We start from the raw sequence: 15,333 nt of genomic DNA, 5'->3' as shown, positions 1-15,333 counted from the left end.
AGTTTACTTTGACGCATTCATTGACCTTGCTACAATTCATATCTGGATTAACAAAATATTATTAGTGGGATAGGTTCAAAGGGTTTTAGCCTTAACCCAAGCGTATTGGTCTAAAAATCGCTATCAGTTATCCCACTTGTGGTTGTGGGGTGTTAATTTGCAAAAACTCTTGTACCTGTTGCATATAAGTTGGCGCATCTTCCAACATTGGGAAATGCGCTGTGTTACGAATCATCACAAATTTCACTTTGTCACTCAATGCAGCGGCTTGACGCCCCATCTCGGCTGGAATAATTTTGTCATACTCCCCTGCCACAAGCAGAGTCGGCACTGTCAGCTTGGCAAACTCTTGCGGCATCACTTCAGATTGAGCCTTGCTGACTGAAGTAAAAATTGTTCCTAAAGCCGCATCGTAATCTGCTTCGAGAAAATCTTCTAAAAAAGCTTGCCGCTCAGAATGTGGTATGGAACTATATAAAAATCTGGCCATAAACATCCGGTCAACAAATGGAATTTTGCTTAACCACTTGGGACGGAATTTCACTACATAGCCACCGAATTTATGAAAGGCACTAAAAGATTTTTCGTCGTACTCGAAAATGCCGCTACAAGTTAAAATTCCTCGTTCTACTCGTTCGGGATAGCGGTTAAAAAATAAAGTGGCAACAGAAGCGCCCATTGAATGAGCATTGATATAAACATGCTGAAGATGCAACCCATCTAACAAGGCTGCCAAATCATCAGCGTATTCCTCTAATTCATAGGTTAACTCTGTGATTGCCTCTGATTCTTCCTGTGGGGAATCAGATTCAGCAACAGCTTCACTTGCTTGGGCGATAGTTGGCTTTCCACTAGAACGGCCAAATCCCCGCATATCGTAGAGTAAACAATCAAATTGCTCTGATAAAACATCAGCAGTATTTTGCCAATATCTAGCCGAACCAGCCCAACCATGCATGAAAACCATCACTGGTTTTACCAAAGAACCGGATGGTTTTTTCACCCATTCGTAGTAATGCTCAACGCCACGAACATTAATATAAGGCATTAGTCATTTGTCCTTTGTCAGTTGTCATTAGTCCCTGGTATATGGTTATTATTCCTTATTTTTTGACCAATGACTAATGACCAATGACTATTAAGCTGATTCTGGTTTCGGTAGTGAAGACGGATGTATTATCAGTTCAGCAGTCGATCGCTTCTCGACCATCTCCCTTGTAACTGTACAGCGTGTCACATCCTTACGGGATGGTAACTCATACATTACATCCAACATTAATTCTTCGACAATACCACGTAATGCTCTCGCACCAGTTTTACGGCGGTAAGCTTCTTGAGCGATCGCTCGTAAAGCATCTGCTTTAAAATCTAGCTGGACATTATCCATCTTCAGCAGCTTTTGGTACTGCTTGACTAAGGCGCTGCGTGGTTGGGTAAGAATCGCCATCAGCGCTTCTTCATCTAGCGGATCTACTACTGCTACCATTGGCATCCGCCCAATAAATTCTGGAATCAGGCCAAATTTTACTAAATCATCCGGTTCTAGATGGCGAAGAGTGTCTGCTGCTCGTTTCTCTTTCGATTGGCCTTCTCCTGGCTGCACAAAACCGATTGCTTTTTTGCCAACTCTCTGATCTACAATCTTTTCTAAGCCTACGAAGGCACCACCACAGACGAACAAAATATTACTTGTATCAATCTGGATGCAGTCTTGATAAGGATGCTTGCGGCCTCCTTGGGGTGGTACATTGGCGATCGTTCCCTCTAACATTTTCAGCAAGGCTTGCTGCACACCTTCGCCAGAAACATCACGGGTAATTGACGTGTTCTCGCTCTTACGAGCAATTTTGTCAATTTCGTCAATGTAAATAATTCCTCGTTGGGCTTCCTCTATATCCAAATCTGCCACTTGCAACAGTCGCAGCAAGATATTTTCCACATCTTCTCCTACATACCCAGCTTCCGTCAGCGTTGTCGCATCGGCTACGGCAAAGGGTACATCCAGGATTTTCGCTAGGGTTTGCGCTAAGAGAGTTTTGCCGCAACCAGTCGGGCCGATTAACAAGATGTTGGACTTTTGCAGTTCTATGGCATCATCTGACCCAGGTTTGCCACTGGCCTTAGACTGAATGACTGCCAGCCGTTTGTAGTGATTGTAAACAGCTACTGACAGAACTTTCTTCGCTTCGTCTTGACCAATAACGTGTTCGTCTAGATACTTTTTAATCTCTCTTGGCTTGGGTATTTGATTAAACGAAATACTAGCAGAGTGAGTACGCCGTTTTTCAGGTGGCTCTGCTCTTGGTGCTGGTTGTGCTGCCGCACCATTAGTATCGAGTAACTCCTCGTCTAGTATTTCATTACACAAGTCAACGCATTCATCGCAGATGTAGACTCCCGGCCCTGCGATTAATTTACGCACCTGCTCTTGAGACTTGCCACAAAATGAACATTTCAAATGGGAGTCGTACTTAGACATACCAGCCTCTTATTTCAGAATGGTGACGTTTTCCCCTGCTACGGGAAGATTTTGCCTGGAAATGACCTGATCAATCAAACCGTAGTTTTTTGCCTCTTCTGCCGACATAAAAAAGTCGCGCTCAGTATCTGCTTCAAGTCTTTCTAAGGGTTGACCAGTATGGTGAGCCATTAACTGATTCAACTTAGCCTTAACGTAAAGAATTTCTCTGGCTTGAATTTCAATGTCAATGGCTTGACCTTGAGCGCCACCAAGTGGTTGGTGAATCATAATCCGGGAGTCGGGCAGAGACATTCGCTTACCGGCAGCCCCTGCTGTCAACAAAAATGCCCCCATGCTCGCGGCTAATCCAAAACAGATGGTAACAACATCAGGGCGAATTTGCTGTATTGTATCATAGATTGCCATCCCTGCGTAGACGGAGCCGCCAGGAGAATTAACATACAGTTGGATGTCTTTTTCTGAGTCTTCGGCGTCTAGGAATAACAACTGAGCCACAATTGAGTTGGCTACGGCATCGTCTATTGGCGTTCCTAAAAAGATAATCCGCTCTCGCAGCAGGCGGGAGTAGATGTCGAAAGCTCTTTCTCCCATGCCAGATTGCTCTATCACCATCGGCACGATGTCGCTAGGGCTGCTTAACTGGGAGTTAATGTTTATTCGACTTAAGTTGCTGATTGGGGAATTTCCCGACTGCGATTCAAGCATACAAGCTTTCTTTGACAATTATTTAGGACAAATGTTTCAGCAGCAGATGCTGCTTTTTCAACGAATGGAATTTTTATAAGCTACGTGTTAACCATTATGCCTCATATAATTTCCTCTCGTGTAACACAGTATCAAGCTCAAGTGATAACAGGTGTCACTATTTGCCGAAAATTCATTAATTCTTTAATTATTTTGACTTCATCCCTGAGTTATAGGGCATTGGGCATTGGACATTGGGCATTGGTTATTTCTCTCCCTACTTTCTCGTCTCCCTTACCTTACCCATTTCACCAGTACTTTAACTCAGAACTGGTGAACTCATGGCTGTGGGATTTTTTATTATCCTTCTGTAACTTCTGTAGAAGCTTCGCTGTTTTCTTCCTCAGTCTGAGGTGCATCAGCATCTGATTCTGCGTCTTCCGTTTCCTCCGCAGGACTCAATGAACCTTCCGGTACAAGTTCAACTGATGAGTGTTCTAAGAGCCAATCGATGATTTTTTCGGTTAACAGTTCGTTTTCCACGATTGAGCGCAGTTTATCTTCATCAACATCCTGTTCCTCCGAGTATTGTTCCAAAAGTTCTGTAACTCTGGCTGCGATTTCTTCTGGAGTTACCTCGATAGATTCGCGTTTACCGATTTCTCGTAAGGATAAGGAGCGTTTGATGCGTTCAATTGCTTCAGTACGCGATCGCTCCCGTAACTGAGGAATAATATCTTGAGTAAACAGCTTTCTCACATCCAATCCCTGCTGAGACAGCCGGATTGCTGTTTGCGTTAGCATTGCATCCACTTCTTGCTCAATCAAAGTTGCTGGTAAGTCAACTTCTACGTGCTTGAGCAGTTCCGTTAACAAGGCTTCCTGCTTATTGGTTTTTGTTTTGTCGTCCGCTTCTTTTTGATATTGCTCTACCAAAGAAGCGCGTAACTCCTCTAAGGTTTCAAAATCACTGACTTCTTGGGCGAAATCGTCATTTACTTCTGGTAGCTCCTTTTCCTTTAATTCTTTGAGTGTCACGGTGAAAGTTGCTGCTTTTCCAGCTAATTCTTCATTAGCATAAGGATCTGGGAACTTCGCCGCAATTTCTTTCGTTTCTTCAGGATTCATCCCTACTATTCCCGAAATAAAGCCTGGAATAAACTTATCTTCCTGCAACTCAACTTGAAAATCAGTTGCTTCGGCTCCGGGAATCGGTTCTAGTTCAGCTGTTTCGTCCTCGCCCTCAACTCTGGCGAATGAACCTTTAAAATCGACTACGGCAATATCGCCGATTTGGGCTGCACGTCCTTCTACAGGAATTAATGTCGCCAATTCTTGACGTTCCTTGTCAAGGTTAGCGTCCACTCGCTCTGGATCGTACTTAACTTCTTCGGCCTTGGCTTGCAAATCAGTGTACTGCACTAGATTCACTTCTGGTTCTACATCGACAGCAGCGGAAATCGTCAGGGGTTTTCCAGGTTCATAATTATTAATCAAATCCTCAAAAGAGGAGCGCAATTGCGGCTGGCCGATTGCTGGGATGGCTTCTTGTTTGACTGCTTGCTCAATGCCATCTTGAATTAGTTCTTCCAGCGCCGCTGCCTTGATTCGAGTTGTACCCAGCCGTTGTAGTAATATCGGCCGAGGCACCTTGCCTTTACGAAACCCAGGAATATTGGCAGTACTCGCTAAGTTTTTAATGACCTGTTCGTAAGTTTGCTTGGTAATTTCCGGCGTAATCTCTATTTCCAGACCAATTTGGCTGGCGGGAAGTTTTTCCTGGGTAACTTTCATGCTTCGTCTCTAGTTTTCTGGTATTTTATACTCCGAGTACACACAAAACGCAATAAAATAATTGTTTGCGTTTATGGCTTGATGTCTCTTAGGGGTAATGGGAGTTTGCCAAAAGGTCTTGTGACATCCAAGGATGGATGTTTGTCCTGGGGCAAACATCCAGTTTACTGCCAATTATCAAGGACTTGACATTTTACCTTCATAACAATTTAGTTAATGGGGCATTTGGATTAAGGGGAGGTGACAGTTGATAGGGAATAAATCTGTAAACTGTACCCTGTAACCTATTCTCTTCTTCACTCCCGACTCACTCTAAAACTTGGGAATTAATTATCCAGTGGGCTAATGCCGTGATATCCTGGTTCTCAAATAGTGGTTAGTACCCCCAGGTTAAAGTTATAGTATTTAGTCTAGCTATTATCTAGCTATTATTAAGTTGTGTGTGGTACGAGAGTGCATCTGTTACTTAACCACATAGCTCAGTTTGACGTGGTGCTGGCTTTATGGATTTAGATCCTAGTATATTCATCATTTTTGCAAGGAAGCGTGCAGCCAATACATTTATTTCTTTGCAGGTAGGATGCTTGTTAAACCCCTAAGTGCAGATATCTCCATTTATTAGAAAAGTGGCAGTTTGCTGTATAATATATAGTTATAATTAAAATCGATGAAAAAAAATAAATATACTGTTATTTTAAAATGCAATATCATTTAACTTAATTAAATAAGCAAAAAAATAAATGTATTAAATATCTAAAGATAGACTAAATTAGAGAAAAATCTAAACCTATTAAAAATATATTTCCAGACTGCGATCGCTATTTAAATATAACTAAATTGTCAATTGTTCCAATAAATTGCAGATTAAGTCTCTTATAAGGAGGAAGCAAGTTTGTCGAAATCCTATCGTTTAGCTATTTTGGGAGCGACTGGTGCAGTAGGCACAGAGTTGCTCGAATTATTAGAAAGCCGTAATTTCCCGGTTGCTGACTTGAAGTTATTGGCATCAGAGCGGAGTGTTGGGCGATCGCTGCGCTTTAAAGGTGAAAATATACCAATAGAGGCAGTGAGCGATCGCGCTTTTGAAAATGTCGATATAGTACTGGCTAGTGCAGGTGGTTCCACATCTAAAACTTGGGCAGCAATTGCCGTGGAAAAGGGCGCAGTGGTAATTGACAACTCCAGTGCCTTTCGGATGAACCCGGAAGTTCCCTTAATAGTGCCAGAGGTGAATCCCCAAGCTGCGGCGCATCACCAAGGTATTATTGCCAACCCCAACTGTACAACGATTTTGATGGCTGTGGCAGTTTGGCCATTACATAAAGTTAAACCAGTACAACGCATCGTCGCTGCAACCTACCAATCTGCTAGTGGTGCGGGTGCTAGAGCAATGGCAGAAGTCAAAACCCAAACAAGCGCTATACTACAAGGACAACCACCGATTGCCGAAATATTGCCTTACCCATTGGCATTTAATTTATTCCCGCATAACTCCCCATTAAACGATTTGGGTTATTGTGAGGAAGAAATGAAAATGGTCAATGAAACCCGAAAAATATTTGGTACGCAGCAAATCAGAATCACTGCCACCTGTATAAGGGTTCCCGTACTCCGCGCCCACTCAGAAGCCATTAATTTAGAATTTGAGACTCCCTTTAGTGCGAAGGAAGCCAGAGAAATTTTAAATTCCTCCCCTGGAGTAAAATTGGTAGAAGATTGGGGAACGAATCATTTTCCGATGCCAATAGAAGCAACCGGTCGAGATGAAGTTTTAGTGGGAAGAATTCGCCAGGATATTTCTCATCCTTGTGGCTTGGAATTATGGTTATGTGGCGATCAAATTCGCAAAGGCGCAGCATTGAATGCAGTACAAATCGCTGAGTTATTAGTAGAGAAAAATCTACTCAAACCATTAGCTATTAGTCATTAGTCATTGGTCATTGGTCATTAGTAAAATGACAAAGGACAAAGGACAAATAACAAATGACTAATGATACTTGAAAGCAATTTGCAGATAGGTTATTACAATAGAGAACCACCAAGATATAAAAACATGGGTAATCAGGAGTGAAAAAAGGGTGGGAGATTTTGGCAATGTTTTAACCGCTATGATTACACCATTTAAAGCAGATGGTAGTGTCAACTATGATGTAGCGGCAGAACTGGCGGCGCATCTAGCTAACAACGGTACAGATACATTGGTGATGTGCGGCACAACAGGAGAATCCCCGACGCTAAGTTGGGATGAAGAATACCAGTTGTTTGTCGAGGTCTTGCAGTCCGTGGCAGGAAAAGCCAAGGTAATCGCAGGTTGTGGATCAAATTCCACCAAAGAAGCGATCGCAGCCACCCAAAAAGCGTCTAAAATAGGAGTACATGGTTCCTTACAAGTTGTTCCTTATTACAACAAACCGCCGCAAGCGGGATTGGAAGCGCACTTTAAGGCAATAGCACAAGCCTGTCCCGACTTACCGTTGTTGTTATATAATGTTCCAGGTCGTACCGGACAAAACCTTCAGCCAGAAACAGTTGCCCGGTTAGCTGAGGTTAGCAATATTGTCGGAATTAAAGAATCCACTGGTAATATAGATCAGGCAAGCGAAATTCGTCGCTTGACACCAAAAGAATTCCACATCTATTCTGGTGATGATTACATGACTTTGCCCTTGTTAGCGATCGGGGCAAAGGGTGTAGTCAGTGTGGCTTCTCATCTGGTAGGAAACCAATTACAGCAGATGATTCAAGCTTTTAGTGCGGGAAAAAATGAGGTAGCAAGCGACATTCATCTCCAACTTTTCCCGTTGTTTAAAGCTCTATTTCTCACTTCAAATCCCATTCCAGTGAAAAAAGCACTGAAACTTCAAGGTTGGGAGGTTGGTTCAACTCGTCCGCCACTATGCGAACCTGATTTAGAAGTCAGTCAAAAGTTAGAAGCGGTACTGAAAGAACTTAGTTTAATCTAGCCACCATCTAGTTAAGCGCTGGTAATCTGCTGCTTTGGCTTTCTAAAGATACATATAAACCAATGACCATAATTGTTCATAAGTTGCAATTTAAAAATCTGTGCTAGGACTGATAGACATATTATAAATTCTTCAGTGTACAGTCGATTTTATTGAATAAAAAATTGAAGATTTCAATTAAAACTTGATTGCTTTGGGACTGAATTAAGAGACAAATGATGTTGTCTTAAATACATGTTCGTTAACTATCAACTAAATTAACCACAAGTAACAATCTAAGGAGAAAATGTCTAAAAACGAAGCTAATAATTCCGCCTTGAAAATTATTCCTTTGGGCGGTTTGCACGAAATTGGGAAAAATACCTGTCTTTTTGAGTATGACGATGAAATTATCCTGTTAGATGCAGGATTGGCTTTTCCCACACAGGCGATGCATGGAGTAAATATTGTTCTGCCAGATACGACCTATCTGCGGGAAAATCGCCACAAAATTAAAGGGATGATCGTTACTCACGGTCATGAAGACCATATTGGCGGGATTGCCTTTCATCTCAAGCAATTTGATATCCCGGTGATTTATGGTCCCAGACTAGCAATGGCAATGCTAGAGGGTAAATTAGAAGAAGCAGGAGTCCGCGATCGCACAGAAATCAGAACAGTTCTACCACGGGATGTAGTGCGGATTGGCAAAAACTTTTTAGTTGAATATATCCGCAACACTCATTCCATCGCTGATAGTTTCACTGTTGCCATTCATACTCCTCTTGGTGTAGTCATTCACACAGGGGATTTTAAAATTGACCATACCCCAGTGGATGGTGAAAAGTTTGATTTGCAACGCCTAGCAGAACATGGTGAAAAAGGCGTTCTTTGCCTCCTAAGTGATTCTACTAACGCTGAGATACCAGGGTTTACACCTTCGGAACGCTCAGTTTATCCCAATTTGGAGAGAGTATTTAGTCAAGCCAGTGGGCGATTATTCGTCACGACCTTTGCTTCTAGCGTCCATCGCATCAACATGATTTTGGATATCGCCAAGAAGCAGAACCGTGTAGTGACGGTTGTAGGGCGTTCCATGCTGAACTTGATTGCTCATGCCCGCAATTTAGGTTACATCAAATGTGAAGATAATTTGCTGCAACCATTGCACGCAGTTCGTAATCTCCCTGACGAAAAAGTTTTAGTCTTAACTACAGGTTCTCAGGGTGAAACGATGGCAGCAATGACCCGCATTGCCAACAAAGAACATCCTCACATTAAAATTCGCCAAGGAGATACGGTAGTATTCTCTGCTAACCCAATTCCCGGAAATACGATCGCAGTAGTCAACACCATTGATAAATTGATGATTCAAGGTGCGAAAGTGATCTACGGTCGGGATAAAGGGATTCACGTCTCCGGTCACGGCTGTCAGGAAGAACAAAAGCTGATGATTGCCTTAACTCGACCCAAGTTCTTTGTGCCATTTCACGGCGAACATCGGATGCTAGTGAAGCACGCAGAAACGGCTCAGAGTATGGGCATTCCCGCAGAAAACATGATCATTATTCAGAATGGTGATATTGTCGAACTGACAGAAGATGCTATTCGCGTCGCTGGGAAAGTGCCATCTGGTATCGAATTGGTGGATACTACTAGTTCGGGGATGGTAAGTGCCAAAGTGCTGCAAGAACGGCAACGCATGGCTTCAGAAGGCATTATCACCATTGCCGCTGCCATTGATTGGAATGGTAAACTGTTAGCAAAACCAGAAACTCACCTCCGGGGTGTAGTTACAAGTGTAGAGCGATCGCTGTTACAAACCTGGGTAAAACAACGCATTGAAGAAATCCTCTCTGTGCGCTGGACAGAATTTGCTCCTGAGCAAGCTGAAGCAGCAGATATAGACTGGGGTGGATTGCAAGGAACTTTAGAACGGGAATTGCAACGTTCCATTCGTCGGGAATTGCAATGTCAACCATCTGTGACTTTGTTAATGCAAATCCCTGATGAGCCACCTGTAAAAGTTGCTGATGGGAGAAGACGGCGGACTCGGACTGCTGCTCAGGTAGCATCATAGAGAATTTAAGGTAAAAATCTCATACAAAGAGAAGTTTGAGCAGTGGCTTTCACCGCTCAAACTTCGATTGGCGCAAAGACACAGAATTTTTCTGAACGTCTTTGCGTTTTCTTTTGTAATGGGTATAGAAATTATCTATAGTTCTTGGAGGCGATCTAACTTGTTAGGCTACTGCCACCGGAGGCGTGCGTACAGCGTACTGCCGGGAGGAATTGCGCTGTAGAGTACAAAAACACCCATAAGTAAGTTCATCTCATTTTAACGCTTCAGACTGTATTATTTTCAAATCGCCACTGCCAACCTAAGTTTTGTGAAATGAAATCGATTCTAGCCGCTCAAAAATCACTACTTCTACAGTATTCAGCCAGGGGTGAACAAGACACACTTACGTGAGAAAGTGGGAACACGGAGAGGAAAAATGTCTTCTAGGATATTACTGATGTTTATACTTAGCAAAAATACTTTCAGAAAGACCTTATATTAAGTTGTGTAAATGTTACACTAAAACCTATCCAATGATGGATGTCTTTATTAAAATTTAAACTGTGTCAAGTTATGAACAAGATCGTAATATTACACTACCGATCCCCAGAAATTTGCGATTAACTTGACGTAGTAATAAATTAGCTTCTGACTTAAGTGGCTAATCAGGTATTACATTATATCGCAGTCAGAACGCGATTTTTCCGGGAAAGTTCGTTGCCACGTTGTATATATTCATCAAAAAGGTGAATAGCCTCAATAACACAGAGGGTTAACCATGAAGGTATTCGACAATACCACCAAAAAGATTTTCCTGGCTAGCTGGGTATCAATCAATCAAGCAGAAACTACTGACCATAAAGCAACCCAGCTAAACCATTCTCCTTCCAAGCCCTACTGGGATATTCTCCAACCCTTACGGCAACGAGTAGAAAACATTCAAGTCAGCGATCGCCAACTAGCTCACCGTTTGTGCAAACTGATTCCATCTCAGTGCCCCTTTGAGCGCGATGTCAAATTATTTGGGAAGACCTTGTTTCACATCCCACCCATGTGCAAGCTCAACCCCTTATATGAAGAAGTGGTTGGTTTACGTTTCCGAGCGTTGTGCTATCTAGCCGACGAGTGTGGCGAAGATGTATCGCAGTACTGCTAATACTGAGATATGAACGCTGAGGAAAAAGTTAGGAGTCAGGAATAAGAGGTCGGGGATCAATAATATAACTCCTAATTCCTAACTCCTAACGATTTTTTATTATTTTTTTACTATTTCTTTTGCCATTTTTGAATGGCATCCTGAGCATCTTCATAAGCGGCTGTTTCCTCTGGCACTAAAGCAGCGGTCGCAATTGCGGCATTACGTTCTCCTTCGGCGGCGCGACGCTTGGCCAGGTCTAAAATTTTCTCACTCCATTTATTGATCGATTTTTGGGCTGTATCGAAGCCTGGTTGATCTGCTGGTACTTTCTTGGCAACTTCGATCGCTCGATTGTAGGTAGATGCCTGCTCAGACTTAATTAAGGCATTAGCTGCATCTAAAAGAGTTTTGTTGCTCACATACTGCTTACCCTCTAAGCGCCACAGGTTAATTGCTGCTTGTGCTTTGGCGTAGGGGGCTTCGTCTTTGGTGATTAGTCGAGCAGCAGCAATAGCGCTGGCATACTGTCTTTGTTTAGCACGACCTTCTGCTAAATCTAAAATCATCTGGCTCCAAATCTGAATATTCTCTTGAGCTTGTTCGTACAGTGGTTCACCCGATTGAATTTTTCGGGCTGTAGTGATCGCCATGCTCAAATCGCTAGCCTGAGTTTGTCTGAGCGACATTTTCGCCAGGTCTAATACTGCTTGATTCCGCTTTTTTGACTGGGAACTAGAAGTTATTTGGGCGCTAGATTGGTTTTTGAGTCTAACTGGTGAAGTGCGATCGCTTGGTAAATTTTCGACAACCTGGCGATCGTTAACAGTAGCATTGGGTGATGCAGTTGATATTTGCTTAATTCTAAAAGTTTCTTGATTACGCAGAAAAACTACGGCGATTAAACCTGCTACCAGCAAGCTGCCTCCGCCCCACAAGATAAACTGTTTCCAAAAAGGGATGCTTGGCTGATTCGATGGCAATCGAGAGACGTAACCTTTGGAAGAATTAGGGATAAATCTTCCTCTGGTATTCACTCCCAAGGAAGTTTCTGCCATTGGCTGGGCAACTAATCCGCTACCTGACGCCTGGACTTTTTGACCCTTCACCTGTTGGGAGGAGTTCACACTAGCTTCTCCCCGCCTGCCCCGATCTACTGAAGTTTTAGAGAAATCATCAAGGGGAGGAGCCGCAAGGGCAACAGCAAAAGATTCTTCAGGATAAATCACTACTTCTGGCTGAAAATCAGCCTCCATTGCCAATTTTGGCAAGATTACTTGCTGCCTTGAGGGGATGATAGTGGCAGGGTTTTGGATAGGACGCCAGTGATGGTGACATAATTTTGGCACGATCAGGCTTAGGTAGCTTTCTAAATCTGCCAAGTTGCTGCCATTACCAGAACGTAAAGCTTCTAACAAAGCTGCTGTAAAGAATCCGTGGCCTAGTTCGCTACTCTCATGGGAAAATTGCTCTGGTTGGCAAGAAAGAATTGTCGCCAATTGTAGTTCTTGAGCTAGTTCTATTGTTTCTTCACCAACGGGAGCATCCGCTTGAGTGCCAAAGGCGCGGTTGATATCGAATAGTAGCAATACATTCAGGTTAGCAAGTTGCAGACTTTGCATTAGCGATCGCAATTCTATGCCAGTCTCTTGCACCAGTTCCGGGTTGCCCTCTGCTGGCATTAAGTAATCTTTGCATTTGTAGTTGACTCCATAACCGCTAAAGAATAACCACAGATAGTCTTCCGGTTGCCAACTCGTTGCTGCCAAATCTTCAAGCAGCAGCAAAATATTCTCCTTCGTCGGGTAAGTCGATCTATCCCCAATCGGCGGCGAAGTATCTGTCATCACTAGACAGTGCTTGGGGAGAAAACCTGCCTCTGTCACCAAAAAATCTTCTAGTGCCTCAGCATCTGCTTGGGCACAACTTAAAGGTTGAAATAACTGATATTGATTGATACCAATCGCGATCGCCCAGTAATTTGCCATCCCGCTCTTTGTCAGTTATTGTTGTTTGCTGGTCTTAAAATTGTGGTTGGCTTTGCCAAAAAAACAAAGCTAACCGATGTCTTATACTCTAGGTGATTCTAATTGAATCTTAAGTTAGAATGTAATTTTTATTACGTTAATTAGCCGGAAAATACCTTTACCTAATTTCAATAACAGATCATTACTAAGGAGATAGAAGGTCATGAGCAAAATTTCTGCTCACCTACCATCATCGCTCGCTCCCTTTTCAGTTATTAGCCAAATTGCCAGAAGAATCCGGATAATTCCTTTAGTAGTTTTGCTTATATCTACTGTCCCTGCGTGGTTTTTGATGGAAGCGATCGCACCGCAGGTTGTGCGAGCTTACACCGCTAGAGTCGATCTAGCTATTGACCGCCTGCCGGAAGAAAACTATGAAACCGTTCTCAGGAGAGCAGAAGCGGTCGCTAGGGCAGCTGCTCAAAGGAGCTTCGACCAAGATATCTTGGTGACAGATGTTTCTATCATTGTGTCCGTACAAAATTATGGAGCGATCGCACCAGTCCTGACATTAGATGTCAGTCGTCCTCAATGGCGATCACGTCCCGATGCTCAAAATTGGGCCACTTACTTCAAAACTGCGCGATCTTTACTTTTCTTTGAAAATAACTCTAATCAAGTTCCAGCAGCTAGCGCTGTGTCAACGCCAAAATGACGGGTTGAGCTAGACACGTAGAGAAAGTCCGAACCAAGGATTTCATTGGCTCGGAATTTCTCTTAAAGGAAACGCTACGCATTGCTTGCTTGCTTGCTTGCTTGTTTGTCAGAGTAGAGGTAATACGGTTCGGTTAAGGCAAGAGACGCGATGAATCGCCGTCTCTACAAAGGACTGATTATTGTAAAGACGGCGAATTATCGCGTCTTTGCAATCTAGGGCGTGTCATCAAAAAACCTTATCCGAACCGTATTGAGAGTAGAGGAGACGCAAATAAGTCACTTTTAGAACTCCTTCTGTAAAAGCATCACCACGCCAGTCTTAACCCAACTTACTTATTCCTGACTCAACTGTTGTCTTTGGCGTCAGTGGATGGCCTAGAATAAGAAGGTTGTCAAGAATCGCGATATCTGCTGACATGGCTGTTCCTAAGAAGAAAACTTCCAAATCAAAACGAGATAAACGTCGAGCTACCTGGAGGCATAAAGCCGTCGTTGAAGCTCAGAAAGCCCTATCTCTGGGCAAGTCAATTTTGACTGGACGTTCTACATTTGTTTATCCAACTGCTGAAGAAGAGGAAGAAGAATCATAATTTCTCAGTCAGGAAAAGCACGAACAGCACCGATAGATTTGATTGCCAAACTCAACAATCAAAGTTCCGATCGCTAGATAAATGCTTTTTCTTAGCTTTCCTGATTGCATTATGAATCATAGACACTCTACATAAGCTCATTAGATCGAAAAAAATTGGTAGTGAGTAATTGGAAATATCCATTACCCATTACCTATCATTCAAGAGTTCATATAAAGAGTAAAACATCTGATACTGTTGGCAACTCAGCAAAAAAGCTTGTAAACATCTTGAGAAAACTGATTTTTCTCTAACTATGCTAGGAAAATTTTTTCAAAAACCAGGTAAAGAAGAGGGCGAACGCGTTCCTCCTGGCCAACACTTAGCTAAAGGTTTCCCCATATTAACTTATGGTGAAACTCCCCAAGTTAGCACTGAGAAATGGGAGTTTCGAGTTTGGGGTTTAGCAAAATCTGCTACCTTTAGTTGGTCAGACTTTATGGCGCTACCTCAACACGAATTCACAGCTGACTTCCACTGTGTAACGCGCTGGTCTAAACTTGATGTCAAATGGACTGGCATAAAAGTGACAGATTTCATGGATCTGATTGAATTAGACCCGAAAGTAGCCCACGTTATGGAACACTGCTATGGCGGCTACACCACCAATATTTCTGTAGAAGATTGTCTGCGCGAAGAAAACTTCTTTGCTTTTAAAGTCTTTGGTGAAGACCTTCCATCTGAACACGGTGGCCCGATGCGGCTAGTTGTACCCCACCTCTACGCTTGGAAAAGTGCTAAGTGGATTAATGGTTTGGAATTTTTAGCTGCTGAAGAACTTGGTTTTTGGGAGCGCAATGGCTACCATCGCCGTGGTGAACCTTGGGCTGAGGAGCGTTACAGCAACGCTTTTGGGATTTAATAGTTAGGAGTTAGAAGTTTAGAGTTAGGAGTTAGGAGTCCAAAATTCATAACTCATAA

At 42.9% G+C, this 15,333-nt stretch carries 12 protein-coding genes; 7 read left to right on the top strand and 5 right to left on the bottom strand.

Annotation, left to right across the window (positions count from 1 at the left end):
* Window positions 1–127: 127 nt before the first annotated feature.
* From HWQ43_RS03655 to tig, 4 genes are all read right to left on the bottom strand, one after another.
* Window positions 128–1,048, bottom strand: a complete 921-nt coding sequence (locus HWQ43_RS03655; RefSeq protein WP_292730372.1) for an alpha/beta hydrolase — start codon at window positions 1,046–1,048, stop codon at window positions 128–130.
* A gap of 90 nt (window positions 1,049–1,138) precedes the next feature.
* Window positions 1,139–2,479 carry an ATP-dependent protease ATP-binding subunit ClpX gene (gene clpX, locus HWQ43_RS03650; protein WP_292730369.1) on the bottom strand — a complete coding sequence of 447 codons (1,341 nt, stop codon included), beginning with the start codon at window positions 2,477–2,479 and terminating at the stop codon, window positions 1,139–1,141.
* 9 nt (window positions 2,480–2,488) lie between these two features.
* Complete coding sequence (gene clpP / locus HWQ43_RS03645; RefSeq protein WP_292730367.1) at window positions 2,489–3,187, bottom strand: ATP-dependent Clp endopeptidase proteolytic subunit ClpP; 699 nt, start codon at window positions 3,185–3,187, stop codon at window positions 2,489–2,491.
* A gap of 339 nt (window positions 3,188–3,526) precedes the next feature.
* A complete protein-coding gene (gene tig / locus HWQ43_RS03640) occupies window positions 3,527–4,960 on the bottom strand; it encodes a trigger factor (protein WP_292730364.1) in 1,434 nt (477 codons plus the stop codon).
* Window positions 4,961–5,852: 892 nt separating this feature from the next.
* Here tig and HWQ43_RS03635 point away from each other — a divergent pair.
* The 4 genes from HWQ43_RS03635 (at window position 5,853) to HWQ43_RS03620 (ending at window position 11,120) form a co-directional block, all read left to right on the top strand.
* On the top strand, window positions 5,853–6,890 hold the full coding sequence (locus HWQ43_RS03635; protein ID WP_292730362.1) for an aspartate-semialdehyde dehydrogenase: 1,038 nt from the start codon (window positions 5,853–5,855) through the stop codon (window positions 6,888–6,890).
* Between the two features lie 148 nt (window positions 6,891–7,038).
* Window positions 7,039–7,923, top strand: coding sequence for a 4-hydroxy-tetrahydrodipicolinate synthase (gene dapA, locus HWQ43_RS03630; protein WP_292730359.1), 885 nt, complete (start codon window positions 7,039–7,041; stop codon window positions 7,921–7,923).
* Between the two features lie 286 nt (window positions 7,924–8,209).
* Window positions 8,210–9,982: a ribonuclease J gene (locus tag HWQ43_RS03625; protein ID WP_292730356.1), complete on the top strand. Its 1,773-nt coding sequence runs from the start codon at window positions 8,210–8,212 to the stop codon at window positions 9,980–9,982.
* A gap of 760 nt (window positions 9,983–10,742) precedes the next feature.
* On the top strand, window positions 10,743–11,120 hold the full coding sequence (locus tag HWQ43_RS03620; protein WP_292730353.1) for a Mo-dependent nitrogenase C-terminal domain-containing protein: 378 nt from the start codon (window positions 10,743–10,745) through the stop codon (window positions 11,118–11,120).
* A 110-nt stretch (window positions 11,121–11,230) separates the two neighbouring features.
* Here HWQ43_RS03620 and HWQ43_RS03615 read toward each other — a convergent pair whose 3' ends face one another.
* Window positions 11,231–13,087 carry a caspase family protein gene (locus HWQ43_RS03615; protein WP_292730350.1) on the bottom strand — a complete coding sequence of 619 codons (1,857 nt, stop codon included), beginning with the start codon at window positions 13,085–13,087 and terminating at the stop codon, window positions 11,231–11,233.
* 202 nt (window positions 13,088–13,289) lie between these two features.
* On the opposite strand from HWQ43_RS03615, the gene HWQ43_RS03610 reads away from it, so the two are divergent.
* The 3 genes from HWQ43_RS03610 (at window position 13,290) to HWQ43_RS03600 (ending at window position 15,274) form a co-directional block, all read left to right on the top strand.
* Complete coding sequence (locus HWQ43_RS03610; protein WP_104905907.1) at window positions 13,290–13,781, top strand: hypothetical protein; 492 nt, start codon at window positions 13,290–13,292, stop codon at window positions 13,779–13,781.
* A gap of 418 nt (window positions 13,782–14,199) precedes the next feature.
* Window positions 14,200–14,373 (top strand): 50S ribosomal protein L32, encoded by a 174-nt coding sequence (rpmF, locus tag HWQ43_RS03605; RefSeq protein WP_012407602.1) that lies wholly within the window; start codon window positions 14,200–14,202, stop codon window positions 14,371–14,373.
* A 295-nt stretch (window positions 14,374–14,668) separates the two neighbouring features.
* Entirely contained in the window at window positions 14,669–15,274 is a 606-nt protein-coding gene (locus tag HWQ43_RS03600; protein ID WP_292730345.1) for a sulfite oxidase-like oxidoreductase, read from the top strand.
* Window positions 15,275–15,333 lie beyond the last annotated feature (59 nt).

Source organism: Nostoc sp. JL31, from assembly GCF_017114965.1.
Classification (GTDB): domain Bacteria; phylum Cyanobacteriota; class Cyanobacteriia; order Cyanobacteriales; family Nostocaceae; genus Nostoc; species Nostoc punctiforme_A.
The sequence above is the reverse complement of the archived record's forward strand: the minus strand, read 5'-3'. Positions and strand labels throughout refer to the sequence as shown.